This is a genomic window from Microcystis sp. BLCC-F210, assembly GCF_042134685.1.
Taxonomy (GTDB): domain Bacteria; phylum Cyanobacteriota; class Cyanobacteriia; order Cyanobacteriales; family Microcystaceae; genus Microcystis; species Microcystis aeruginosa_D.
This window is the reverse complement of the sequence record NZ_CP169647.1, coordinates 4,238,222-4,263,637: the sequence shown is the minus strand read 5'-3', so window position 1 is coordinate 4,263,637 and position 25,416 is coordinate 4,238,222. Positions and strand designations below refer to the sequence as shown.

The 25,416-nt window shown below is 43.5% G+C and carries 16 protein-coding genes and 2 pseudogenes; 8 read left to right on the top strand and 10 right to left on the bottom strand.

The window, feature by feature from the left end; genetic code table 11:
- Positions 1–128 precede the first annotated feature (128 nt).
- Positions 129–2,498, top strand: coding sequence for an endonuclease MutS2 (locus tag ACE3JL_RS20745; RefSeq protein ID WP_375329637.1), 2,370 nt, complete (start codon positions 129–131; stop codon positions 2,496–2,498).
- A gap of 623 nt (positions 2,499–3,121) precedes the next feature.
- Here ACE3JL_RS20745 and ACE3JL_RS20740 read toward each other — a convergent pair.
- Together ACE3JL_RS20740 and ACE3JL_RS20735 are read right to left on the bottom strand one after the other, a co-directional pair.
- Positions 3,122–6,226, bottom strand: a complete 3,105-nt coding sequence (locus ACE3JL_RS20740) for an efflux RND transporter permease subunit (protein WP_375328271.1) — start codon at positions 6,224–6,226, stop codon at positions 3,122–3,124.
- A gap of 585 nt (positions 6,227–6,811) precedes the next feature.
- Positions 6,812–7,027: pseudogene (locus ACE3JL_RS20735) on the bottom strand (type II toxin-antitoxin system HicB family antitoxin).
- 272 nt (positions 7,028–7,299) lie between these two features.
- Here ACE3JL_RS20735 and ureA point away from each other — a divergent pair.
- The 3 genes from ureA (at position 7,300) to ACE3JL_RS20720 (ending at position 8,918) form a co-directional block, all read left to right on the top strand.
- The gene (gene ureA / locus ACE3JL_RS20730; protein WP_150976247.1) at positions 7,300–7,602 is read left to right on the top strand and encodes an urease subunit gamma; all 303 of its coding nucleotides are present in this window, start codon (positions 7,300–7,302) and stop codon (positions 7,600–7,602) included.
- A 19-nt stretch (positions 7,603–7,621) separates the two neighbouring features.
- Entirely contained in the window at positions 7,622–7,948 is a 327-nt protein-coding gene (gene ureB, locus ACE3JL_RS20725; protein ID WP_271992481.1) for an urease subunit beta, read from the top strand.
- An 82-nt stretch (positions 7,949–8,030) separates the two neighbouring features.
- On the top strand, positions 8,031–8,918 hold the full coding sequence (locus ACE3JL_RS20720) for an S-methyl-5'-thioadenosine phosphorylase (protein WP_271992480.1): 888 nt from the start codon (positions 8,031–8,033) through the stop codon (positions 8,916–8,918).
- 93 nt (positions 8,919–9,011) lie between these two features.
- On the opposite strand, the gene ACE3JL_RS20715 is transcribed toward ACE3JL_RS20720, so the two are convergent.
- The 3 genes and pseudogenes from ACE3JL_RS20715 to ACE3JL_RS20705 all read right to left on the bottom strand — a co-directional run bounded on the left by ACE3JL_RS20715 (position 9,012) and on the right by ACE3JL_RS20705 (position 13,562).
- On the bottom strand, positions 9,012–9,968 hold the full coding sequence (locus ACE3JL_RS20715; RefSeq protein WP_150976244.1) for an RNA polymerase sigma factor, RpoD/SigA family: 957 nt from the start codon (positions 9,966–9,968) through the stop codon (positions 9,012–9,014).
- 770 nt (positions 9,969–10,738) lie between these two features.
- Positions 10,739–12,403, bottom strand: a pseudogene (locus ACE3JL_RS20710) (IS1634 family transposase).
- A 250-nt stretch (positions 12,404–12,653) separates the two neighbouring features.
- Complete coding sequence (locus ACE3JL_RS20705) at positions 12,654–13,562, bottom strand: transglutaminase domain-containing protein (protein ID WP_375328270.1); 909 nt, start codon at positions 13,560–13,562, stop codon at positions 12,654–12,656.
- 174 nt (positions 13,563–13,736) lie between these two features.
- Between ACE3JL_RS20705 and ACE3JL_RS20700 the strand changes: the two genes are divergently transcribed.
- On the top strand, positions 13,737–15,173 hold the full coding sequence (locus tag ACE3JL_RS20700) for a GTP-binding protein (RefSeq protein WP_375328269.1): 1,437 nt from the start codon (positions 13,737–13,739) through the stop codon (positions 15,171–15,173).
- A 699-nt stretch (positions 15,174–15,872) separates the two neighbouring features.
- Here ACE3JL_RS20700 and ACE3JL_RS20695 read toward each other — a convergent pair.
- From ACE3JL_RS20695 to rlmN, 5 genes are all read right to left on the bottom strand, one after another.
- Positions 15,873–17,618: an IS1634 family transposase gene (locus tag ACE3JL_RS20695; RefSeq protein ID WP_375328268.1), complete on the bottom strand. Its 1,746-nt coding sequence runs from the start codon at positions 17,616–17,618 to the stop codon at positions 15,873–15,875.
- A gap of 306 nt (positions 17,619–17,924) precedes the next feature.
- Positions 17,925–18,767: a ChaN family lipoprotein gene (locus ACE3JL_RS20690; RefSeq protein WP_375328267.1), complete on the bottom strand. Its 843-nt coding sequence runs from the start codon at positions 18,765–18,767 to the stop codon at positions 17,925–17,927.
- Positions 18,768–18,865: 98 nt separating this feature from the next.
- On the bottom strand, positions 18,866–20,065 hold the full coding sequence (gene petH / locus ACE3JL_RS20685) for a ferredoxin--NADP reductase (protein WP_271991414.1): 1,200 nt from the start codon (positions 20,063–20,065) through the stop codon (positions 18,866–18,868).
- A 752-nt stretch (positions 20,066–20,817) separates the two neighbouring features.
- A complete protein-coding gene (locus ACE3JL_RS20680; protein WP_150976209.1) occupies positions 20,818–21,042 on the bottom strand; it encodes a phycobilisome linker polypeptide in 225 nt (74 codons plus the stop codon).
- A gap of 88 nt (positions 21,043–21,130) precedes the next feature.
- Positions 21,131–22,144, bottom strand: coding sequence for a 23S rRNA (adenine(2503)-C(2))-methyltransferase RlmN (gene rlmN / locus ACE3JL_RS20675; RefSeq protein ID WP_271991418.1), 1,014 nt, complete (start codon positions 22,142–22,144; stop codon positions 21,131–21,133).
- Between the two features lie 457 nt (positions 22,145–22,601).
- Here rlmN and rimK point away from each other — a divergent pair, with 457 nt between their 5' ends.
- The 3 genes from rimK (at position 22,602) to fabF (ending at position 25,384) form a co-directional block, all read left to right on the top strand.
- Positions 22,602–23,507: a 30S ribosomal protein S6--L-glutamate ligase gene (rimK, locus tag ACE3JL_RS20670; RefSeq protein WP_271991230.1), complete on the top strand. Its 906-nt coding sequence runs from the start codon at positions 22,602–22,604 to the stop codon at positions 23,505–23,507.
- Between the two features lie 304 nt (positions 23,508–23,811).
- Positions 23,812–24,063 (top strand): acyl carrier protein, encoded by a 252-nt coding sequence (gene acpP / locus ACE3JL_RS20665; protein ID WP_271991232.1) that lies wholly within the window; start codon positions 23,812–23,814, stop codon positions 24,061–24,063.
- 70 nt (positions 24,064–24,133) lie between these two features.
- The gene (fabF, locus tag ACE3JL_RS20660; protein ID WP_271991235.1) at positions 24,134–25,384 is read left to right on the top strand and encodes a beta-ketoacyl-ACP synthase II; all 1,251 of its coding nucleotides are present in this window, start codon (positions 24,134–24,136) and stop codon (positions 25,382–25,384) included.
- Positions 25,385–25,416: the final 32 nt, after the last annotated feature.

Sequence of the window (25,416 nt, the reverse complement as noted above, 5' to 3'; positions counted from 1 at the left end):
CGAGTAACAGTGCTGTCTTTTCCCTGATTACTGATGACTGATTACTGTTGGCTGAAATGACTCCTGTAAAAATCAGACTAAATCTGGTTAGACTAGGAATACAAAGCGTATTACAAAAAACTACAAAATTGATTCAAGACGAAACCCTAGAATTATTGGAATGGCCGCGGCTATGTCAACACCTAGCTACTTTTGCAGCGACTAAACTCGGTGCGATTGCGATTCGTCAATTGCCTTTACCAGAAACCAAAGAGGAAAGTTTAAACCTACTCTGCCAAACTAAAGAAGTTTATAGCTTAGAACAAAAATTAGATAGCCGTCTTTCCTTTGATGGCATTAGCGACATCGGCGATGCTCTAGAAAGGGGGCATCTGGGGGGTTTATTATCGGGACAGGAACTTTTAAATATTGCCACGACTTTAGCGGGAGTGCGACGTTTACGGCGTTTAATTGACGAGCAGGAAGATATACCAGTTTTAAAAGAGTTAGTAGCCGAAATTCGCACCTATCCAGAGATAGAACAGGAAATACACCGTTGTATCGATGAAGATGGCCGCATATCCGATCGCGCTAGTCCCCAATTACGGGAAATTCGGGGACAAATGAAGGTGATTAGAGAGCGAATTTACCGAAAATTACAGGATATCATGCAAAAACAGGGTGGTGCTATCCAAGAAGCGGTGATTACCCAAAGAAGCGAACGCTGGGTGATTCCCGTCAAAGCAGCACAAAAAGAGCAAATACCGGGGATAATTCACGATACTTCCAGCACAGGGGCGACTTTTTACATTGAACCTCACTCTATCGTTGACCAAGGCAATCAACTGCGGCAATATCGTCGTCAGGAACAAATCGAAGAAGAAAAAATCCTGCGGCAGTTAAGTAATCTGATCGCCGAAGCTTTTGAAGACTTAGAATATTTACTAGCGATCGCTACTAGGCTCGATCTGGCCACCGCTAGGGCCCGTTACAGTTTATGGTTAGAGGGTAATCCCCCCCGCTTTATCGATGGTTCGGAAACGATTACTTTACGGAATTTGCGTCATCCTTTGCTCTGGTGGCAAAAACACCATGAACAGGGGGGGGAGGTCATACCAATAAATGTGCAGATTACCCCAGAAATTCGCGTTGTTGCCATCACCGGACCAAATACCGGCGGAAAAACCGTTACTTTAAAAACTCTCGGATTAGCGGCTTTAATGGCGAAAGCGGGCCTGTTTATTCCAGCGCGGGAACCGGTGGAGATCCCCTGGTTCGATCAGGTTTTGGCCGATATCGGGGATGAACAGTCTTTGCAACAGAGTTTATCGACTTTTTCGGGTCACATTCGCCGGATTGTCCGCATTTTAGCGGCTTTAAATTCTCGTTCCTTGGTTTTACTCGATGAGGTGGGAGCAGGTACGGATCCGGCCGAGGGAAGTCCTTTAGCGATCGCTATTTTACAATACCTCGCCGATCATAGTTTACTGACGGTGGCTACCACTCACTACGGGGAATTAAAAGCGTTAAAGTATCGAGATTCTCGCTTTGAAAATGCCTCGGTAGAGTTTGATGATCGCACTCTTTCCCCCACTTATCGACTATTATGGGGCATTCCGGGGCGTTCTAATGCTTTAACTATTGCCCAGCGTTTGGGATTAAGTCCCGAAATTGTGGCCGAAGCGAGAAATCATCTGGGAGGGTTATCAGAGGAGATAAATCAAGTAATTGCTGGTTTGGAAGCGCAAAGACGGGAACAGGAGTCAAAAGCTAAGGAGGCTAGTCAATTACTCCAACAAACAGAGAAATTTTATACAGAGGTTTCTACACGGGCTAATTCTCTACAGGAGAGAGAGCGAGAATTAAAGCGTTATCAGGAGCAGGAGATACAAAAGGCTTTATTATCGGCAAAAGCAGAGATTAATGACGTTATTCGCCGGTTGCAAGCGGGAACAAAAACCGGTAGGGATGCCCAAAAAGCCACAGAGGAGTTAACTGCGATCGCAGAAAGGTTATTACCAAAAACAGAAAAAACTAAGGTTAATTATCGTCCGCAAGTGGGGGAAAGGGTACGCTTGCCTAATTTGGGACAAACTGCCGAAGTTTTAGCAATTTCACCGGAATCAGAGGAGATTTCCCTACGTTTCGGGATGATGAAGATGACCCTACCCTTAGACCAGATTGAGTCTTTGGATGGTCAAAAAGTGGAAACTGCGCCAAAACCTGTCAAAAATTTGCCCCAAACTCCCGCAAAACCCCAGGAGACTCCTTTAATTCGTACTGCTAATAATACCGTCGATATTCGCGGTTCCAGGGTGGCAGAGTCAGAAACGGATATCGAACAAGCGATCGTCAGGGCTACCCCATCGGGTATATTATGGATTATTCACGGTAAAGGTACGGGGAAATTGCGTCAAGGTGTTCACGATTTCCTATCCCGTCATCCCCAGGTAAAACGCTTTCAATTAGCACCCCAAAATGAGGGGGGTTCGGGGGTAACTATCGCTTATTTAACTTAGGGTCTGCTGAATAGGTTTTTTGTCGGGTTAGAAGTCAGGAGTCAGGAGTCAGGAGTCAGGAGTCAGGAGATTATTTTTATTTATTCTTCCCATCCCCCCACTTCCCCACTTCCCCACTTCCCCACTTCCCCACTTCCCCACTTCCCCATCACCCCACTTCATGATCCATACTTTGTGCTTTTTGTCAAAAAAACTTTTTTTTTGCAATAAAACTACACAAAAAAAAGATCATCGTTGTGGGTGAAATTGACTAATTTACCTGTCTTAATTAGGATTACCTTCTAGCTGTGGCAAGGGTTTCAACCGTTGCTGCCTAAAAAAGCACAAAACAACCCATTATGAAATTCTATCAAATCGCTGTAACCATTACAATATCGTTGTTAAATAAAAATCTTTCTCAATTAATTCTTAAGAATTTATAAATATTGCGGAATGTTAATTTAAATATTCTCAAGTTTTTGGAGTCAATCAATAATTTTTACTTATCTTTAGCCAACATTGGGTTAGGAGACAGTATTCTCCGAGTCGGGAGTCGGGAGTCGGGAGTCGGGAGATTATTTTTATCCCACTTCATAATTCATAATTCATAATTCATAATTCATAATTCATAATTGCCAAAAAGATTATTTTCTGGAGAATAAAACGTAAAAACAGGGAATAATAAACAGAGTTAACAGAGTTGCTAAAGACAAACCCGAAAAAACGACAATTCCTAAAGGTTGCAGGAATTCTCCCCCCTCTCCTAATCCTAAAGCGAGGGGAAATAAACCTAAAACCGTGGTCACGGTAGTCATTAAAATCGGTCGTAAACGTTGGGGAGCGGCCTTTAAAATAGCTTGTAGTCGAGTAAAACCGAATTCTTGCCGCAATTGATTGGCTAATTCCACCATAATAATCCCGTTATTAACCACAATCCCCACCAATAACACCACCCCGACGATGACAATGGCATTAATCGGGGTTTTGGTCAAATATAGTCCAAAAATTCCCCCCGCTAGGGCCAAAGGAACGGTTAACATAATCACCAAAGGGTCTATGAGCGAGTTATACTGCACGGCCATGACCACAAAGACTAAAAATACCGATAAACCCGCTAATAAACCCAAAGAACCCTGAATTTCTTGATTAGATATGGCGGCAGCACTGGGTAAAATGCTGATACCATCGGGTAAGGGAGTAGAATTTAAAACCGATTGTACCCCCGCGAGTGCGTCACTTAATTTCGCACCCTCGACTAAACTGCCGATAATAATAAAAACTTGACGCTGATTAATTCTCTGGATGACTGCTGGGGTTTTTCCTGCTTCAATACTGGCGATATCGGCTAATTTTAAGTCTTCTTGCCTATTGACAAAAATAGGTATTTGTGAAATGTCACTAATTTTTTGCCGCGAGTTGGGGTCTAATTGCACCCGGATATTGATTAATCTTTCTCCCCGTTGCAGTTGGGTGGGGATCGATCCTTGAATAGCGGTCCGTAGCGTTTGTCCCACTTCCAGGGTACTCAATCCCAAACTATTTAAGCGGGTCCAATCGGGTTTAATCTGGATTTCTGGTTGTCTGGGGTCAGCATCGGCACGAAAACGCGCACTAGGGACTTTTTCATCGAGAATACTGAGGATTTCTTCACCAGCTTGCTCTAAAGTTTTCCCATCGCGTCCCTGTAACATCACATCCACATCGGCACCGACGGAGGGAGAGTTATTAAGAATAATACCGCGCACTTGACCGGGAGTGAGACGCAAACGCACGTTAACGAGGTTTAATTGCTCTAGTGCTTTGCTCATGCGTTCGATATATGCTTCTGTATTAGTGCCTTTTTTGAGATTAATCGTACTAGAAGCGCGCAAAATATTTTCATTGGTAGTTGTGCCAAAAAGAGAACCGCCACTGGTAGTAAAAACGTACTTAGTCTCTGGTTGTGATAATAAAATCTTTTCTACTTCCCCCATCACCTGACGGTTAGTATTTAAATTGGTACCCGGGGGAAATTGAGCAAAAACGTTCACCTGTCCGGTTTGAATACGACTAAAGACTGACCGGGGGATATATTGCCAGAGATAAAAACTACTTCCCCCTAAAATTAAAAAGGCCAGTAGGATAACAGCTATTCTGTAGCGGATGATTTTAGCTAAACAACGACCATAGAGAATAGTTAAACCTTCTAGACGTTGACTAAAGACTTTTAAGAGCCAAAATCGCTGGATACCACTAGAAAACCGCATATTTAACAAACGACTGGCTAACATGGGAACAACGGTTAACGCACACAGCAGAGAAGCAGCCACAGCAAAACTGATAGTGAGGATAATCTCGTTAAATAGCAGGGAGATAAAACCACCCAGTAATAAAAATGGCAGGATAGAGACGAGATTAGTCGCAGTGGAGGCCACTAAAGCAGATTCTACCTCTTGGCTGCTATTCCGGGCAATTTCTAAAAAATCTCGCTTATTTTGGTTTTGATTAACTTTGAGGGCAATATTTTCCAGCATGACAATGGAATTATCCACCACGATACCCACCCCTAGCGCCAATCCTCCCAAACTAAACACATTTATCGATAACCCAAATAACTTCATACAGATGATTGCGACGAGGGTAGAAAGAGGAATCGCTAGGATAATGATAAAAGTCTGTCGCAGAGAACCGAGAAAGACGAATACAGTCAATCCTGCTAAAATTGTCCCCGCTAGTCCCGACGAAACCACGTTATTAACCGCGTTTTGTATAAATACAGACTCATCAGTAGTGGTGACGACTTGCATCCCCCCGGTTATTAACCCGGATTTTTTTAATTCGGCAATGCGTTTTTTGACCCCTTCTACCACAGCAATCGTGTTCGCATTCGGTTGTTTTTGGATGCTAACCCGCACGGCATTTTTTCCATTTAGGGTGACAAAAATTCTTTGTTCTTCTGTCCCATCGATAACTCTGGCCACATCCCGCAGATAGATTTTTTCTTCGGGATTATTACTATCGGTCAGTGCTAAATCTTGGATATCCGCTACGTTTTTAAATTTCCCCACTGCACGGGTTAAAGGTTCCCCAGTTTCTCCCTCTAGTCGTCCCCCTGAGATGTCCTGATTACGTCTTTTTAGGGTGTCTAAAACCTGATTTAATCCCACCCCTAAAGATTGTAATCGCTGCAGGTCAATATTAACTTGAATTTCTTCTCTAACTCCCCCAATCACGTCCACCACTGCAACTCCTCCCACAAACCCTAATTCTCTCCCTAATTCTTCATCAGCAAATAATCTTAAGTCTTTTAGGGGTAGGGTATCAGAAACGAGAGCAAATTCATAGACGGGTAAACGAGAGGGTTCAAATTTGTTTAAGCGCGGTTCCTCAATAATATCGGGTAAATTTTGTCGGACACGATTAAAACTTTCGGTAGCTTCATTTAAAGCAACGTTTAAATCTCCCCCCGGTTGAAAAAATAAATCTACTCGCATCCTTCCCTCGCGAGTTTCTGAATAAACTTGCACTACTCCCTCGGTGGCACTCATTCCTTCTTCTAGGGGTTTAGTTACTTCTTCGAGAATAACTTCCGGGGAAACCCCCGGGACATTCATCCTTAAACTAATGCGAGGATAAGTGATAGAAGGAAGCAAATCTACTTGTAAACGATTTAGAAAAAAAAGACCGATGATGATAACTGCTATAGTTAACATCAATACTCCTATATGACGACGAATTGATAGACCGCTTAGGGAGATGTTTTCTAACATGATTATCTATGGGGGATAGTGAGGATGCAGTCCCGATGTCAAAGTTGGCACCGCCAAGCATGAAAATATGATAGCCTCTAATTAGGGCTAAGACAAAAAGCTTGTTCCCTCAATAGAGCTTTGTCGTCCGAGAGGTATCTGTCAAGAGTCGTGTAGAACATTTACTAATAGAAATAATCCCTTGATAAATGTTGGAGATCTGCTTTTTATGACTGATATTTTTATCAATATATTCTTCATCATAATTAACATTTAGTTAAGTTATAATGAAGATTTATAACATTGTCTTCTGGCCAAAGATTGACGAATTTCGATATTTTGTTGTCCTACGATGTGGTTCTTATCATACCATCAAAAATGGTTCTACACATAATGGCAAGCCGAAACGTCAGTGTGATATAGACACATTTTCAACTCCAACAAACTCCGATACATCTTTAGGATTGTCATCTTTCAAGCGGCTCTTCGTTACTTGGTATAGTTCGATAGGGGGCATAAATCGACTAAATCTTTATATGGCAAGGAGTTTAATTGATTAGTTAGCTTTAGATCAAAAGCAATTGACAAAAATCGTCAAATGCCTTTCTATATAAGGGTTCCATCCCTTATAACCCCTGTCCATTGCATAAGACAAACCGAAGAACCTTTCAAGCAAAGTTCAATCACTTCCCTGATATTCTTCATCAATTCATCAATCGTTTCCCCTTGACTTTAACAACCCCGAAGTTGAGGAACTTGCCCAACATAACACCTATCTTCATCTCGTTCAATGACAACATAAAACTCTCTTTGATGGTTCATGGTTATTAATCCTTAAAGAAATTATCGTTATCCAAGCTTTTATTGGGGATTATTGAAACTTGAAGAAAGAGGTTTGTAGGCGTACGGATTTCCCATAATACCTATAATATCATGTCAAGTCGCCTTTGTCAAGAGAAATTCGGGGTTTCCTCGCCTAACGGAAGATTTTTGATTTTCGCAGAAGATCTAATAAATTTTCATAACTTGATCGCTACAACTATCCAGCCAACAACTACAATAACTCTAGCATCTGTGTCAAAAAAGGCCTATCTATGCAACTTTCGCCCCAAGAAAAAGATAAATTACTCATTTTCACGGCGGCACTGCTCGCCGAAAGACGCAAAAATCGCGGTATTAAGTTAAATTATCCCGAAGCGATCGCCTATATTAGCGCCGCCATTCTCGAAGGTGCTAGGGAAGGTCGTAGCGTCGCTGAATTAATGAGTTACGGTACGACTTTATTAACTCCCGAGGAGGTAATGGAAGGTATCCCAGAAATGATTACGGAAGTACAAATCGAAGCGACTTTTCCCGATGGTACTAAATTAGTTACCGTTCACAATCCCATTCACTAACAGGAGATTTTTAGCAGTTATGATTCCGGGAGAAATTATCACACCATCTGGAGCGATCGAGATTAATGTCGGTCGTGACACCCTGCGTATTTCTGTGGCTAATACAGGTGATCGACCGATTCAAGTGGGTTCCCACTATCATTTTTATGAAGTTAATCAGGCCCTAGAGTTTCAGCGAGAATTAACTAGGGGAACCCATCTGAATATTCCTGCGGGTACATCAGTTCGATTTGAACCGGGAGACACGAAAGAGGTGGAATTAGTTGCCATTGCGGGAAGCGAAGAAATTTATGGCTTTAATGCTTTAATTAATGGTTCTCTCAAAGGCAAGAAAAAGAAAAAGTAAGGCCTTGACAGAAAAATTATCATAGTTTGATCGCTCAATTGTGGTAACATCAAGCCAACGATAACTAATTCTTTCCAAGACTATGACGACGGTAAAAATTGGCATCATTGGCGGCAGTGGTTTGTATAAAATGGATGCTCTCAAGGATGTGCGGGAAGTATCCCTCGATACTCCTTTTGGTTCTCCTTCCGATGCTTTAATTCTGGGGACTTTAGAGGGAACAGAAGTTGCCTTTTTAGCTCGTCATGGCAGAAATCACCATCTTTTACCGACTGAATTACCCTTTCGAGCTAATATTCACGCTCTCAAACAATTAGGGGTTGAATATATTATTTCCGCTTCGGCCGTTGGTTCCCTAAAAGCCGAAGTTAAACCCCTAGATTTAGTTATTCCCGATCAATTTATTGATAGAACCAAAGAGAGAATAGCGACTTTTTTTGGGGAAGGAATTGTTGCCCACGTTGCCTTTGGTGATCCCGTTTGTCCCCAATTAGCAAACATTTTAGGGGATGCCGTCTCTAGTTTAAACCTACCGGAAGTTACCCTGCATCGCGGTGGTACATACATCTGTATGGAGGGGCCGGCTTTTTCTACTAAAGCGGAATCAAATCTCTATAGAAGTTGGGGCGCAACCGTGATCGGTATGACCAATTTAACCGAGGCTAAATTAGCCCGAGAAGCGGAAATTGCCTACGCTACCTTAGCCCTAGTTACCGATTACGATTGTTGGCATCCCGATCATGATCACGTCACTGTAGAAATGGTGATTGAAAATCTCCACCATAACGCTATTAATGCCCAAAAAGTGATCCAAGAAACGGTGCGCCGTCTGGCAGCTAATCCTCCCGTTTCTGCCGCTCATTCTGCCCTTAAATACGCCATTCTTACCCGTCTAGATTCTGTTCCCGTCGCCACTAAAGAAAAATTAGCTCTCTTTTTGAAAAAATATCTTGAAGAAGTAGAGACATAGCCGAGAAAAGTCGCCGCTGAATCTAGAAATGGGTCATTTTTCTCGCTGTGATCCAGACGATCAATTTGACCCAAATTCTAGGTTATCTGTGGCTTAACTAGCTAGATATTCTCTGATGTTAGCTCGGCGTTTTCTCAATTTGGCAATCGCTTCTCGTTCGATCTGACGGACGCGTTCACGACTGATATTGAGTCGCACTCCTATTTTCGCTAAGGTGAGGGGCTGCCCATTATCTAAACCAAAACGCAGACAAATCACTTCTTTTTGTTGGGGGGTAAGGTCTGCCATCAGTTTTTCTAAATCCACCTGGAGGGAAGAATAGGCAGTGTAATCTTCTGGGGAAAGTCCCGTATCTTCCAAGAGTTCCCCTAATTCCGTGTCTTGATTGTCCCCCACCTTTAAGTCAAGGGAAAGGGGTTGACGAGACCTTTCCAAGTAGTCTCGTACCTGTTTAGGAGTTAGGTCTAATTCCTCGGCTAATTCGGCAATGGTGGCGGCGCGTCCTTTATCTTGAGCTAGTTGACGCTGGGCCTTTTTGATTTTATTCAGTTTTTCGGTTATGTGGATAGGCAGACGGATGGTGCGACTTTTTTCTGCGATCGCCCGGGTGATAGCTTGGCGAATCCACCAATAGGCATAGGTTGAAAAGCGATAGCCTTTAGTGGGATCGAATTTTTCCACGCCTCTTTGCATTCCAATGGTTCCCTCTTGAATCAGGTCCAACAGATCTAGATTACGTTTTAGGTATTTTTTAGCGACGGAAACCACTAGACGCAGGTTCGCTTCCACCATCTTGCGTTTGGCGAAATCCCCTGCTCCTAATTCTCGACGCAGTTGTTCTTCACTAATTTCCGCCGCTTCTGACCACTGGCGATCGCTGGGATCGCTGCCGAGTTTAGCTTTTAGGGATTCCTTGATTTTTTCCAGAAAAATTAATCTTTGTACCTGTTTCGCGTAGAGAATTTCTTCCTCATGGCTGAGAAGGGGAACTCGGCCAATTTCTCTGAGATAGGCGCGAACTGGATCGGTGGGGTTTTTCGAGGTTTTCATGAGTGCGCGTCGGTTGAGGGTTGATATTCAGCGATTGATGGCTTTTTTCAGATTGCTTCCCCAGAGTCATTGAAGGAGATGCTATCAGAGTTTCTTCTAGTTTTGTAAAGAGATAAGTGAGTGGTTACTCAAGGATAGAGAGAAATCTAATTGACGATTTAATTGCCTCTATAGTCCTTTTTTGGCTAGATATAGATTTTCTGGGCATAAATGGCAAGTAGTGAGAATCTCAGTTATTTAACTAATGTTACAACAACTATTAAATATTGTAAAGTTTATGAGAGAAAAAATATCCCCGTCAGATAGGCAGCGATGAAGAGGAGGTTTAAGCATCTCCACTCATAGATTACCCAGAGGTTTCCAATCAGGATGCAATCTAGATGACAAATCAGCAATTTTCTCAGATAGCGATTGCAGAATGAGCAACGAGAGAAGTGGGGAAGTGGGGAGAATAAATAAAAATAATCTCCTGACTTGAAAATGATGACCCGACTAAAAAGTGTTATGAACGAGTTGGCCAGTGTCTTCAAGGATAACAGTCAAAATTTTGCCTATTCTAGACCAATTTAAGAGACAACTAGAACAGGCTCAAGAGTAACTTGATAACCAACGTCAGTTCGGGATAAGGGTGGAAAGAAAAAGCGGGGGCTATACTTTGCACGGCTACAACTTGCATTTTTTACTCAAAGACAATAATATCTGGACTTCCCCGTTGACAAAAAGCCATAACCTGTGCTGTAGAAAGGATTAAGAAAATTTCCAGCGCCCCGTTACTGGCTACAAATCAGAGAAACTCCCAATAAATCTAACGCTTTTTGTTGCAGTTGGGTCGGTCGAGTTATCTTAGAAAAACGATAACTTTCCTCCCTAATCGTACATTCCACTGTATTCAAGCAAATCGTCCCCAAGTCTTCCAACAAAGTCCGAAAACTATGCACAGGAAAGTTCTCTTGATTCCGTTTTTTTCTCTCTTTAGACTGAGCGGATTCACTGCGACTCGCTTTAATCACATTCAGAGAACCATCATCAATTTCTTCATCCTCAAATAACAAAGGAGCCAAGGACTGTTTTAAATGCCATTCCACCCATCAAGGTTGACTCCAGAGAAGTTCTTAACACATACACACCATCCAAAGCCATTTCTTGAGCGATTAATTCCAGCTGACGCTGATAAGAAAAGCCTTCTTCTGTTATCTCTAAGTTATAGTATTTATTGACCTTAAACTGATTAAGAACCTTACCGACTCTCAAAGCTATCTTATCTTGACCCTTTAAAGCTCTTTTCTCCCTTTGAGTCGCCTGAACAATCAAATCTAGTTCCTTCTCTGTTGCCTCTAATAATGCCTCTCTTTGTAGTTGATTTTTCTCGGCAATGAAGGGATTCCGACAAGCAATTAATCTTTCGTCGGGATAATCTTCACTCTCAAATTCCACCAAGTTTACCTGCTCAAATAATCCTAATTGAATCACTTCTACCTCAGCCAGTTTCCGAATTTGAGGCTTAGTTAAACCAGTAATATAGTCTAATCCTTCTATGGGTTTTACTAATTCCTTGATTTTCGAGTTGGTTAAAATTCCTCTATCGCTTACCCAGACCACATTCTCAATCCCCCAACCCTTTCTGACTTTCTCAATTTGTCCGCCTAAAGTAGCACCGTCTGAGGTGTTTCCTTCAAAGACTTCTACCGCTATCGGACAACCCTTAGCTGAACATAACAAACCAAAAACTATCTGAGTTTTCCCTTTCTTTTTATCTCGATTATAACCATATTTTCCCAGTTCACAACCATCTCCTTCTAGGTAGGCGTTCGGCGAGACTTCGGCGTGAGACTTCGGCGTGAGCTCAGTCGAACGCTCAGTCGAACGCTCAGCCGAGCCGTAGAAGTGACATCATACAAGACTAATGTTCCTGATTCTAAGTGTTTAAGTGCTAGGTGCTTCTCAATTTTCTCTTGTTTTTCTAATAACCAATCTAAGGCGTTATATAATTCGTCTTCATCGGCTTTCTCTAAGTCTAACAATTGTCCTAAACTCTGACTGCAAGTTTCGCTATTAAACCCTCTCGCTGTGGCTAATTTCGATTTAGGATTGATGATTCTTGCCACAATCATTGCCACCACTAAGTTTCTGATTCGTGAGGATTTTTCACTGATTATTTTATCTAAACCTAATTTTTTAATCGTCTCTAAAATAGCCATCACATGACCATGAGGAAGACTTCTAATCACTTCAAAATGATTGGGAATGCCTTCATTCATGGACAGTGTTGCTCCTTTAAGAGCCAGTTTTAGATTGTCGATAATATCATCGGGTAATTTTGAGAGATTGGCCAGGGTTCTTTTTTTGACTTGATCTCCTTCTCGGTAGGACTCCCGAAGAAGAACAGCGGGGGGGGAATTACGGTTAGGAACTTTTTCTATATACATGGCTATCATTTTAGCAAATAGAGAGAATTCTTGTCCATTAAGAAATGTTAGAAATTACATGGGTATATTGAGAAAAGTTAAGGGGGTTCATCCATTGATGGATAAGGGTTTTCGGCTATTGTGGTATATATGTATGAGGGAAGTTCAGATATATGTATGGGGGAAGTTCAGAAATAAGATTAGTTAGAAAGCAGAAAAAGGGTTTCTCGAAGAAACCCTTTTTCTGTGATCGCCACAAGGAAAAACCCGATAATTCAACCTATTCCCTCGGATCAAAATCTGGCAGCGTCCCCAGCTTGCGAATGGTCACTTTAACATCCATCGACAAAAAGTCATCAGTATCACCAAACCAAGAACCAGAAAGAGGAATGATTTGACCGGGATGACGAGCGATCGCCACTCGAATTAAATCAAAGCCGGCGGTAATTTGATTAGTCGGATCATAATTACGCCAACCGGCCCCCGGTAGATAAACCTGTAACCAAGCATGGGTAGCGCCAGAGCCAGTCATTCCCACTTCACCACCGTCGAGGGCAGCATCGTAGAGATAGCCACTGACAAAACGACAGGCTAAACCCAATCTTCGCAAAGCTTCGATCATCAACCAAGCATAATCGCGACAAGTTCCCGACTTTAGCCGCAGGGTTTCTCCTGGGGATTGAGTTCCTTCACTCTCCCGATATTGATAAGTAAAATTATCTTTGATAGCCGCCATCATTCTTGCCATGGTATCGAGGGTATTATCTTGATCCCCCGCTACAAAACTTTTAGCCCAAGCTGCCAAGCTGCCGTCGGCATCCTCAGCGTGGGGACGCATAAACACCACCAGATCTAACCATTCATCGGGGGTGTACTGGATGGGAATTTCGATCGCCCTTTGAGCAAGGGGAAAATCAGCGATCGCTTTTAAGCCAAAATGTTCCGCCCGTAATCGACAGATAACGATTAATTCTGACGCTGCTTCAGCAAATTCAAGCTCTACCACATTGTTAGATAGGGTATCCATAGTCCAGCGCGTTTTGGCGGCAATATTTGCCTCCACAGAATAACTGATAATTCTTTCACCGTGACCAGCACTAGGCAAAAAAATCGCCCGATGTTCCCCAAAAGTTACTGGTTTACGATAATGATAGGTGGTGATGTGTTCCAAGTCGTAGATGACACTCATCCTGATTATCCTTAATAAAGTAGCTGGTTATAATTAAATTGAAGACGGTTCCCCCCTTGATCCCCCCTTAATCCCCCCTTGATCGCCCCTTAATCCCCCCTTAATAAGGGGGGTGTCTGACAATTTTTAACACCCACCCACTCAGTCACTGATAACTGATAACTGATAACTGAAATGACCTCTGACCCGTTCCTCGATCGAGCTTGGAATACCGAAGACCTAGAACAAGCGCTTCGAGGTGTCGGCACTATTCAAGAAGAACTCAACTATAATCAGGCACGCAATTCTCTGGGCAAACTTCTTGAGCGTCTGGATCTTACCTCGATCGAGAAAATTGGTCTAGAAGCGGAGATTGATCGCCTAGTGGCCGTGCTAGAAAAACTCGATCACTCCCTGATTCAAATTGCCGCTTTTGGTCTGGTGGGCCGGGGAAAATCCTCGATTTTAAATGCTCTAGTTGGCCAAGAAATCTTTACAACCGGTCCTCTACACGGAGTTACCCGCACCATTAAAGGGGTAAATTGGCAGTTAAGCAGCGATGATACTTTCCCCAATCTAGCGCGTCTGACCCTGAACGGCCAGGGTAATGCTCAGGTGCAATTGCTTGATACTCCCGGTATTGATGAGGTAGATGGGCAAACGAGGCAAATTATCGCCTGTCAGGTGGCGCAGCAGGTGGATTTAATCCTTTTTATCATCTCCGGTGATATGACCAAAGTGGAATTTTCCGCCCTGGCCAAGTTGCGGGAAGCGGGAAAACCGATGATTTTGGTCTTTAATAAAATTGATCAGTATCCAGAAGTCGATCGCCTCGCTATCTATGAGAAAATCGCCTCAGAACGTGTAAAAGAATTACTCTCCCCCGATGAGATCGTTATGGTGGCGGCCTCTCCCCTCTTGGCGGAGACGATTAGAGAGCAAGATGGGCGGCTAAAAACGCAACGATTTCGGGGAAAACCCCAGATAGAAGCTCTAAAACTAAAAATTTTGGAAATTCTAGAGCGAGAGGGTAAATCCCTCGTAGCACTCAATTCTATGCTGTATGCCGACGAGGTAAACGAGCAAATTGTCGCCCGCAAAATGGCTATCCGTGATCGCGGCGCTAATCAATTGATTCAAAAAGCAGTGATGATCAAAGCGTCGGCGATCGCTCTTAATCCGGTGACAGTGTTGGATCTGTTGACGGGAGCAGTTATCGATTTAGCCATGATTCTCGCTCTTTCTCGCTTATACGGCATCGATTTAACTCGTCAGGGGGCGATCGCTCTTTTACAAAAAATTGCCCTCAATATGGGGGGTATTAGTGCCAGCGAATTTTTAGCGGTTTTGGGCTTAAGTTCCCTCAAAGGATTGCTTGGCCTCTCGATTCCTGCCACTGGCGGCATTTCTCTCCTTCCCTATACTTCGATCGCCCTGACTCAAGCGGGGGTTGCCGGTGTATCCTGTTATGCGATCGGCCAAGTGACGAAAACCTATCTCGCTAATGGGGCCACTTGGGGACCCGATGGCCCGAAGGCAGTGGTGGCCAGCATTCTCGATTCCCTCGATGAAACCTCGATTCTCAACCGGATTAAGCGGGAATTAGGCTCAAAATTAGGGGGTGGGGGTTAGGGGAATTATCAATTATGAATTAGGAACTGGAGTTTAGACTAAAGGTTGGTAATGATTCGGTAGTAGTGGCGTAGCCCTCTTGCTTACCTGGTATGATAATAAATCCTGTTTTAAAAAGATGATAACAATCAGTCATAAGTTAGCCAATGATAGTTAGGGCTGGCTGAAAAAGCCTGAAATGCCGATAGGAAAAAGGTTTCGACTCAATAAAGTCGAGAAAAAAGGACCAAAAAAAGGTAAAATACACTAAAAGCCAAGCACTTTTTTCCATTCAGTACAGATGTATCGTGTCTTGACCGCAACTCCATCAGAAATCGAATCATTTGAACTGCCCTTTGGCGGAAAACTATCAAATGAAAACCATTGGGTTATTATGGCCAACTTAATTCCCTGGGAAAAATTTGGCTCTTCTCGACTTTGTGTGATAATTTTTGCTTATGGAATCGTGAAATGCTTATCGGGCAACACTTTTAGGACTATTTTGTCGAAGAAACTATCAGTATAGACCTCGTTTCCACACAGAAACCAGAAGAGCCAAAATTTGAAGAAGAGTACGCAAAAAGCTTCTGCGAAAACAAGGGTGCGCACGTCTTACCATTTAGGGTAGCAATGTCCGCATTAATTATTCCTGGACTTCCCCGTTGACAAAAAGCCATAACCTGTGCTGTAGAAAGGATTAAGAAAATTTCCAGCGCCCCGTTACTGGCTACAAATCAGAGAAACTCCCAATAAATCTAACGCTTTTTGTTGCAGTTGGGTCGGTCGAGTTATCTTAGAAAAACGATAACTTCCCTCCCTAATCGTACATTCCACTGTATTCAAGCAAATCGTCCCCAAGTCTTCCAACAAAGTCCGAAAACTATGCACAGGAAAGTTCTCTTGATTCCGTTTTTTTCTCTCTTTAGACTGAGCGGATTCACTGCGACTCGCTTTAATCACATTCAGAGAACCATCATCAATTTCTTCATCCTCAAATAACAAAGGAGCCAAGCACTGTTTTAAATGCCATTCCACATAATAAGCCAACATACATAAAAAGATATGAGCCTTGACTCTATCACCCTTATAATGATAGATAGGACGTACCTTTAAATCAATTGACTTATAACAGCGAAATGCCTCCTCCACTTGAGACAAACTTTTATAAGCTTTAACCGTCGTCGCTGCATCCATCAAGGTTGACTCCAGAGAAATTCTTAACACATACACACCATCCAAAGCCGTTTCTTGAGCGATTAATTCCAGCTGACGCTGATAAGAAAAGCATTCTTCTGTTATCTCTAAGTTATAGTATTTATTGACCTTAAACTGATTAAGAACCTTACCGACTCTCAAAGCTATCTTATCTTGACCCTTTAAAGCTCTTTTCTCCCTTTGAGTCGCCTGAACAATCAAATCTAGTTCCTTCTCTGTTGCCTCTAATAATGCCTCTCTTTGTAGTTGATTTTTCTCGGCAATGAAGGGATTCCGACAAGCAATTAATCTTTCGTCGGGATAATCTTCACTCTCAAATTCCACCAAGTTTACCTGCTCAAATAATCCTAATTGAATCACTTCTACCTCAGCCAGTTTCCGAATTTGAGGCTTAGTTAAACCAGTAATATAGTCTAATCCTTCTATGGGTTTTACTAATTCCTTGATTTTCGAGTTGGTTAAAATTCCTCTATCGCTTACCCAGACCACATTCTCAATCCCCCAACCCTTTCTGACTTTCTCAATTTGTCCGCTTAAAGTAGCACCATCTGAAGTGTTTCCTTCAAATACTTCTACCGCTATCGGACAACCCTTAGCTGAACACAACAAACCAAAAACTATCTGAGTTTTTCCTTTCTTTTTATCTCGGTTATAACCATATTTTCCCAGTTCACAACCATCTCCTTCTAGGTAACTAGAAGTGACATCATACAAGACTAATGTTCCTGATTCTAAGTGTTTAAGTGCTAGGTGCTTCTCAATTTTCTCTTGTTTTTCTAATAACCAATCTAAGGCGTTATATAATTCGTCTTCATCGGCTTTCTCTAAGTCTAACAATTGTCCTAAACTCTGACTGCAAGTTTCGCTATTAAACCCTCTCGCTGTGGCTAATTTCGATTTAGGATTGATGATTCTTGCCACAATCATTGCCACCACTAAGTTTCTGATTCGTGAGGATTTTTCACTGATTATTTTATCTAAACCTAATTTTTTAATCGTCTCTAAAATAGCCATCACATGACCATGAGGAAGACTTCTAATCACTTCAAAATGATTGGGAATGCCTTCATTCATGGACAGTGTTGCTCCTTTAAGAGCCAGTTTTAGATTGTCGATAATATCATCGGGTAATTTTGAGAGATTGGCCAGGGTTCTTTTTTTGACTTGATCTCCTTCTCGGTAGGACTCCCGAAGAAGAACAGCGGGGGGGGAATTACGGTTAGGAACTTTTTCTATATACATGGCTATCATTTTAGCAAATAGAGAGAATTCTTGTCCATTAAGAAATGTTACAAATTACATGGGTATATTGAGAAAAGTTAAGGGGGTGCATCCATTGATGGATAAGGATTTTCGGCTATTATGGTATATATGTATGGGGGAAGTTCAGATATATGTATGAGGGAAGTTCAGCTTGAACGATGTTCAAAGACACATTTTGCGCTTCCTCGGTTCGGCTTGTCAAAAATATTATTTTCTCTGTAGAGGAACTGGTGGAATGTGGGTTTCAAACATCCTCTTAGCTTATCATCTCTTGTTTCCTAGCTCCTGACTTGCTTAATTTTGCTCTTGCCAAAAATAATCGGCGGGTTTTTTGGTTTCTGTTGGTGATAATTGAGGCGCGTCTCCCAAGAAAACCGAGCGCTGGCTGACGCGATCGCCTAATCTTCTTTGGACTCGACTGGGAATACCGTAACCGTAGGCAATATGACCTTTTCCTGCTAGGACGATGATCTGATATTCGGGATGCGCTTGCCAGAATTTAGCGATCGCATCAGCCATGGTTTCATCCCAGAGGACTTGTGCCAGAAAAAAGCGATCGAATCCCTGACTTTTGCCCCCCGTGTGTTGCTGATAAACGGCTAAGATCTGTTGACGATAATCCTCGTTATCCTGGTTTATTTCGCTTTTAGGAGGGATGTGGGTCATTTCTGAGGTTGAGAGGCTTTCTAAGCCCTCCTGTGCCACTTTTCTAGTGATTTCCGTGGGTGTATTTAGGGCGATCGCTGGTAGTTGTTGCGCCTTGGCCAAGCGCAGGATCGGGGCGTAAAATTCCCAATCAAATCCCCAACGTTGGTCGTATTCACTTTTTTCTCTCAACTGATTTTCGCTAATTTTGCCGGCTAAATACTGATCCAAATAGATTTGGTAAGGACGTTGAAACATCTCGAAAGCGATCGCTATTTGGGGATTATTAGCCTGTAAATACTCGATAATAGCTAATTGGGCCTGATGGTCGGCTTGACTATCGTGCCTTTCTCCCAGATAAATAATCTCGGCTGTTTTTAAATCGGCCAGAATTTGTTTTTGGCTATTAGTAAAACTCCAGGCCCGGGGCAGCAAAATAAACAGTAAGCAGAGGGCAAGGAAAACGGGAAAAAAGCGTCGGGAGAATTTCATCTTTTTAAAGGCCTTTTAAGAAACCTATCTTAACCGAAGCCAAGAAAAAAAGGGTGGACAATGCCCACCCGCAAAAATTTTCAGAGAACCTTTTGGGTTTAGTAGGTTTCTACGTGCCAGCGATGTTCTTTTTTCAGTTGTTTCTGATAGACAGACCAATCGGTGCCATTTTTAGCAGCGGCACCACTGATGGCATCGTCGATTCCATCTTCCATCCCTTTCAGTCCGCACATATAAGCGTGGGTTTTGGGACTTTGGAGTAGATTCCAGATTTCGTCAGCGTGTTCGGCTACCCGGTGTTGAATATACATTCTGCCGCCCTGGGGATTTTGCTGTTCCCGACTGATGGCATAGGTGAGACGGAAGTTATCGGGGAATTCCGCCGCTATTTTCTCTAATTCTTCTTGGTAGAGAATATTGGCCGTTTTGGGAACTCCGAAAATCAACCAAGCTAGACCTTTGAATTTATAATCTTCGTGTTGTTCCTTGAACATCCGCCAGAGGAAAGCTCGGAAAGGAGCGATTCCCGTCCCAGTGGCCATCATAATGATAGTGGCATCTTCGTCACTCGGTAGCAGCATTTCCTTACCCACGGGACCGGTAATGGCCACATCAGCACCCACCTCTACATGACAAAGATGGGTGGAACAAACTCCATAAACCGTTTCTTTGGTTTCTGGGTGTTGGTATTCTAACTGACGCACGCAGAGGGATACGGTTTTATCGTCTAATTTATCACCATGACGGGTGGAGGCGATCGAATAGAGTCTCAATTTATGAGGTTTGCCATTAGCATCAGTACCCGGAGGGATAATACCGATACTTTGCCCTTCTAAATAGCGCAAATCGCCCCCAGAAAGGTCAAAGGTGACGTGTTGTACGATGCCGATACCTCCCTCATCAACCAGAGGATAATTCTCGATACATTTGCCGATAAAGGGTTGGTTCGGACGGTAGATATTGACGGGGATATCTGTTTTTTCTTTCGCTTGAGTCATGGCCTTTTTCTTGGTCTGTTCGGGGACGGGCGATGATTGAGCGATTGGCTGTGGTGTGGAGGCACTAGAAACAGTTGCTACGGGGGCAATCCCATTGAAGGGTTTGATGCTGACGATACGACCACCTAAACGGGTAATCCGACGCATTTCTTGATTCATGCGACTGTAGGGAACCGTGAAGAACACGCTTCCACTCTGACGGATTGAATAATCCAAGCTGTCGGTATTGTCGTTTTGATTGAGACCCGCCACTTCGTAAACAAATAAACGGTTTCCCGCTAGTGTACTCGGACTGTACATTAAATATAACTCCCAACTCAAGTCACGATAATCGTTCCATAGTTTAGCCTACCATCGGTACACTACACCTAGGCCTAATTGAGAGTTATCTTAAAAAAACCACAGACATCGCTTTTATCCTTTCTCTGAAAATAGCTCAACTCTCTGGTTAAAATCTGTTACATTTGCAGCATTTTACTTTTTATTAAGATTTATGCTACTTTTCCCCATTTATGCTAAAAATCCCCCTGGTCTGCCTGATGAGGACAAGAGCGGGGGACAGATATTAGCGATAATTATTTTTTGACATCCTCGCCGCCCCAAAAGTGCGGCGATTCCTAAACCTCACGATTTAAGTTTCTGCTTCCACCACCGTCGCATACCACAGTTAAAAAACCATGTACTGTCTTACACAGAGTCCACAGACTTTCGCCCTATTTCAGAAGCCCGATTCCGTGTGTCCCACGGTACGTTGACCGCCTATAGCTTCTTGTACTTGTTGCGCGCGACTTTTTACCCGGCCAAGCTTTTCTGGTCGGAACCCCCTAAGCTGAGTTTTCAAGGCTTCGGCCGTGAGCTCAGGCTTCGACGGTGAGACTTCGGCGTGAGACTTCGGCGTGAGCTCAGTAGTTCGACAGGCTCACTAACACGAACGCTCAGCCGAACCGCCGAACGGTGCTGCGCCGTCCACTTGGTTTTCGAGACTGGCCTTTTAATTCTAACGTAAAGCCAACCTAGAACGGCGGGGTTTCAGACCCAAAATTTCCGATGAACTACTCGGCCGCAGCAGTGTTTAAGGGTTTAATGCTGACGATGCGAGCGCCTAAACTGGTAATCCGACGCATTTCTTGATTCATGCGGCTATAGGGAACGGTTAAAAATACACTGCCACTCTTACGGATAGAATAATCTAGGTTATCAGTCTTGTCATTTTGACTCAAACCGACGACTTCATAGACAAAAAGGCGGTTTTCCTTGGCACTAGAGAGACTTTGCATCGAAATGGCTCCTACATTGATGTTATAGTTCTCTAGTTTAGCCTAGCAGGGAGACTAGCAATCTAGTTAATGGCCGATTTATGGCCGTTTATTCTACCATGACGCTCGATCGCAATTGTCCACAGGCCGCATCGGCCGCTAAACCTCTCGAATAACGGACAGTAACGGCGACTTTTTCCTGTTCTAAAATAGTTTTAAAAGCCTTAATTCTCTTTTCATCAGGCCGTTGATAATCCACCTCTTGAATGGGATTATAGGGGATTAAATTGACATGAGATTGAAACCCTTTTACCAGTTTGACTAATTCCCTTGCGTGTTCGGGTAAATCATTCACTCCCGCTAAAAGAATGTATTCAAATGTCACCCTTCGTCCCGTGATTTGAACGTATTTCTGACAGTCTTGGATCAGATTAGTTAGGTGATAATGGTCGGCACTGGGGATTAATTTAGATCGAACTTGTTGATTAGAAGCATGGAGACTAACAGCAAAAGTTACTTGCAAATTATGTTCGGCTAGTTGCTTGATTTTCTGGGGTAATCCCACGGTAGAAATCGTTAAACAACGCTGACCGATACCCACATCTTGATTGAGGGAATGAATCGCTGTCACCACTTCGGGGATATTTAATAAAGGTTCCCCCATCCCCATAAATACCACATGACTAACTCGCTGTTGAAAATCCTCCTGTACTGTTAACACTTGGTCAACGATTTCATAGGCTTTTAAATTACGAGTAAAACCCCCTTTTCCTGTGGCACAAAAATCACAGGCCATCGGACAACCCACTTGGGAAGAAACACAGACTGTCAATCTTTTTTCACTAGGAATTCCCACTGCTTCGATAATTAAACCATCGTCCAGTTTTAGCAGATATTTACGAGTGCGATCGGGTGCTACACTGCGATAATGTATAAGGGAACGACCGATAGGATAATCCGCCAGCTTGTTGCGCCATTCTTGGGGAAATACGGAAATATCCGCCAAAGAATGCACCCCTTTTTCGTATAGCCATTGGTGTAATTGTTTCCCCCGATAAGCGGGTTGTCCCTGGTCTTTTACCCAGTCAGTGAGTTCCTCTAAAGATTTCCCTAGTAAAGTCATAATTGTTATTGTTGATCGCCCTATCATTCTAACCGATCGATTATCCCTAGTAGCAAAACCGTAACAAAATTGTATTGATTAATTGACATTTTTTCCCTTTGCTCCTTCTCTAGTCTTTGTCAGTCAATTAAATACTTAAGTAGTAGTGCAAAATTAACTTCTTGGTTAGGATAGGCACTCATGCAAGAGGCAAAAGCTTTATCGAAATATGTAATTAATTTTGCTTAGATACTTAAAACTATAACTTAAACTGAGCTTGGGGACAAAAATAAATCTAGTCTTAAGCTTGCTCTTTTTACTTTTCATTTAACCCAACTGTTCAAAGGGAACTGTCAGCGCCATAATGATCGATGGACTTCGATCGAGAACAGAAATTTTATGAGTTGCCAGTCAAAAAAGTCAATAGGGGAAAATAAGAATCTTTTCAGTTGTAAAAGCAATATTTAAGCGAAAATTTATGAAAATCGCTATTTTATCGCAAGATGCTTCTCTTTACTCGACCAAGCGACTGAAAGAAGCAGGAGAAGCTCAAGGCCATGAGGTACGAGTGATCAATTATTTGCGCTGTTACATGAACATCACCTCCCATAAACCCACGGTTGTCTATAATGGTAAACCCTTGGAGAGTTTCGATGCGATTATCCCCCGTATTGCCGCCTCCAAAACCTTCTATGGAACCGCAGTCGTCCGACAATTCGAGGTGATGAATATTTTTACTGCCAACGACTCGCAAGCAATTTCTCGGTCACGGGATAAATTGCGTTGTCTGCAAATCCTCGCTCGGGAAGGGATAGGTTTACCGGTGACGGGAATTGCTCACGCAACTCAAGATATCGATGGTTTAATCGAAACCGTCGGCGGCACCCCTCTAGTGATTAAATTATTAGAAGGAACCCAAGGTATTGGGGTAGTCCTAGCGGAAACAGACCAAGCAGCCAAGTCAGTTATTGAAGCTTTTCGGCAATTAGAGGCTAATATTCTAGTACAAGAGTATATTAAAGAGGCCAGTGGGGCAGATCTGCGCTGTTTTGTCATCGATGGAAAAGTGGTAGCCTCGATGAAGCGACAGGGGGTCGAAGGGGATTTTCGTTCTAATCTTCACCGCGGTGGTAAAGCAGAAAAGATAAAATTAACCCCAGAGGAACGCAGTACAGCGATACGGGCCACTAAAGCCATGGGTTTACGGGTTGCGGGTGTGGACTTATTACGGTCCAATCACGGGCCTGTGGTTATTGAGGTCAATTCCTCTCCAGGTTTAGAAGGAATAGAAGCAGCCACTGGTGTGGATGTGGCCAAAAAAATTATCGATTTTGTCGCTAAAAATGCCACCCTAGTCCTAAATCGCGATCGATATCAATATTAGCTGTCAGCCGTCAGAATTCGGCGTGAGACTTCGGCGTGAGTTCAGTAGTTCGGCGAGGCTCACTCGATCCGCTCACTAACACGAACGCTTTTTCTCCCCATCTCCCCACTTCCCCACACCCTGCTCCCTGCTCGCCTGATGATCACAAAAAAACTTCATCAAGAGGGGAACAACTTCCAGTAAGATGAAAAATGGTCAGTGAAAAAGCTGACCAAAATTTATTGCTGGAAATGGTAACACCGCCCCATTTCCCCAGACCCTAGGGGCTAGAGTCTGGTAAACCAGCGGATAAAAATTGACATCCATGAGTACAGAAATTTTCGATCGAGTTAAAAAAGTTGTTGTGGAACAATTAGAAGTAGAGGATCCGGGTACAGTTACTCCCGAAGCAAGCTTTGCTAATGATCTGAAAGCTGATTCCCTTGATGTGGTCGAGTTAGTGATGGCTTTAGAGGAAGAATTTGATATTGAAATTCCCGACGAAGCGGCCGAACAAATTGACACTGTGGGCAAAGCTGCCGATTATATTAGCGGGAAAGTAGAAGCAACCGCCTAGTTATTGCGGGAAAATTGACAATTTAGAATTAAATATCTGGGGCAAAATCTGCCCTTATTTTTGAACAAACATGACAGAATTGCCATTAAAAAGGGTTGTCATCACGGGGATGGGTGCGATCACTCCCCTCGGCAATAATCTAGCAGACTATTGGACAGGCTTAATCAACGGCAAAAGTGGCATTGGTTTAATTACCCACTTTGATGCCTCCCGTCACGCTTGTCGCATTGCTGGGGAAGTGCGGGATTTTGACCCCCACGACTATGTGGATCGCAAAGAGGCAAAGCGCATGGACCGTTTCGCTCAATTTGCCGTCGCCGCTAGTTTGCAAGCGCTGCAAGATTCTCGGTTAGTTATCGACGCTCTCAATGCCGATGATATAGGTGTACTAATTGGTACGGGCGTAGGTGGCATAAAAGTGCTGGAGGACCAACAGGAAATTTACTTGACAAAAGGTCCGAGCCGGTGTAGTCCCTTCATGATCCCGATGATGATTGCCAATATGGCCGCCGGTTTAACCGCTATCCACACGGGGGCCAAGGGACCGAGTAACTGCACCGTGACCGCTTGTGCTGCCGGTTCCAATGCCATCGGCGATGCTTTTCGTCTAGTGCAAAGGGGTTTTGCCAAAGCGATGATCTGCGGTGGCACAGAAGCGGCCGTTACTCCCCTAGGATTGGCTGGTTTTGCCTCCGCTAAGGCCCTGTCCACCCGCAACGATGACCCCACCCGGGCCAGTCGTCCCTTTGACAAGGATCGGGATGGTTTTGTCATGGGGGAAGGGGCAGGAATCCTGATTATAGAGGAATTAGAAACGGCCTTGGCCCGTGGGGCGCGGATTTACGGTGAAATGATCGGTTATGGTCTGACTTGCGATGCCTATCACATGACAGCTCCAGTTCCCGATGGTCGTGGAGCCACCAGAGCGATCGAATTAGCGATCAAAGATGCCGGTTTGACTCCGGCGGAAATTAGCTATATCAACGCCCACGGCACCAGTACGGGGGCCAATGATCCCACGGAAACCAAGGCGATTAAAAAAGCTTTAGGAGAATCGGCCTACCAAATCCCCGTCAGTTCCACCAAATCGATGACAGGCCACCTTTTAGGCGGTTCTGGCGGCATTGAAGCCGTGGCCACGGTCATGGCGATCGCTAATAACCGGATTCCCCCGACGCTCAATCTGGACAATCCTGACCCCGATTGTGATCTCGATTACGTCCCCTACGAAAGTCGTCAGCAGATAGTTAACGCTGCCCTCTCCAACTCCTTTGGATTTGGTGGCCATAACGTCACCTTAGCTTTTAGAAAATATGCTTGAGTCGATGCCCCTGAAAGAGTAATCTGTGAGTG

What these genes read in the sequence shown, in the direction of transcription:
- acpP (WP_271991232.1), top strand. Translation starts at nt 23,812, where the DNA reads ATGAGTACAGAAATTTTCGATCGAGTTAAAAAAGTTGTTGTGGAACAA.
- ACE3JL_RS20740 (WP_375328271.1), bottom strand. Translation starts at nt 6,226, where the DNA reads ATGTTAGAAAACATCTCCCTAAGCGGTCTATCAATTCGTCGTCATATA.
- petH (WP_271991414.1), bottom strand. Translation starts at nt 20,065, where the DNA reads ATGTACAGTCCGAGTACACTAGCGGGAAACCGTTTATTTGTTTACGAA.
- ACE3JL_RS20720 (WP_271992480.1), top strand. Translation starts at nt 8,031, where the DNA reads ATGACGACGGTAAAAATTGGCATCATTGGCGGCAGTGGTTTGTATAAA.
- fabF (WP_271991235.1), top strand. Translation starts at nt 24,134, where the DNA reads ATGACAGAATTGCCATTAAAAAGGGTTGTCATCACGGGGATGGGTGCG.
- ACE3JL_RS20695 (WP_375328268.1), bottom strand. Translation starts at nt 17,618, where the DNA reads ATGATAGCCATGTATATAGAAAAAGTTCCTAACCGTAATTCCCCCCCC.
- ureA (WP_150976247.1), top strand. Translation starts at nt 7,300, where the DNA reads ATGCAACTTTCGCCCCAAGAAAAAGATAAATTACTCATTTTCACGGCG.
- ureB (WP_271992481.1), top strand. Translation starts at nt 7,622, where the DNA reads ATGATTCCGGGAGAAATTATCACACCATCTGGAGCGATCGAGATTAAT.
- ACE3JL_RS20700 (WP_375328269.1), top strand. Translation starts at nt 13,737, where the DNA reads ATGACCTCTGACCCGTTCCTCGATCGAGCTTGGAATACCGAAGACCTA.
- ACE3JL_RS20690 (WP_375328267.1), bottom strand. Translation starts at nt 18,767, where the DNA reads ATGAAATTCTCCCGACGCTTTTTTCCCGTTTTCCTTGCCCTCTGCTTA.
- ACE3JL_RS20715 (WP_150976244.1), bottom strand. Translation starts at nt 9,968, where the DNA reads ATGAAAACCTCGAAAAACCCCACCGATCCAGTTCGCGCCTATCTCAGA.
- rimK (WP_271991230.1), top strand. Translation starts at nt 22,602, where the DNA reads ATGAAAATCGCTATTTTATCGCAAGATGCTTCTCTTTACTCGACCAAG.
- rlmN (WP_271991418.1), bottom strand. Translation starts at nt 22,144, where the DNA reads ATGACTTTACTAGGGAAATCTTTAGAGGAACTCACTGACTGGGTAAAA.
- ACE3JL_RS20705 (WP_375328270.1), bottom strand. Translation starts at nt 13,562, where the DNA reads ATGAGTGTCATCTACGACTTGGAACACATCACCACCTATCATTATCGT.
- ACE3JL_RS20680 (WP_150976209.1), bottom strand. Translation starts at nt 21,042, where the DNA reads ATGCAAAGTCTCTCTAGTGCCAAGGAAAACCGCCTTTTTGTCTATGAA.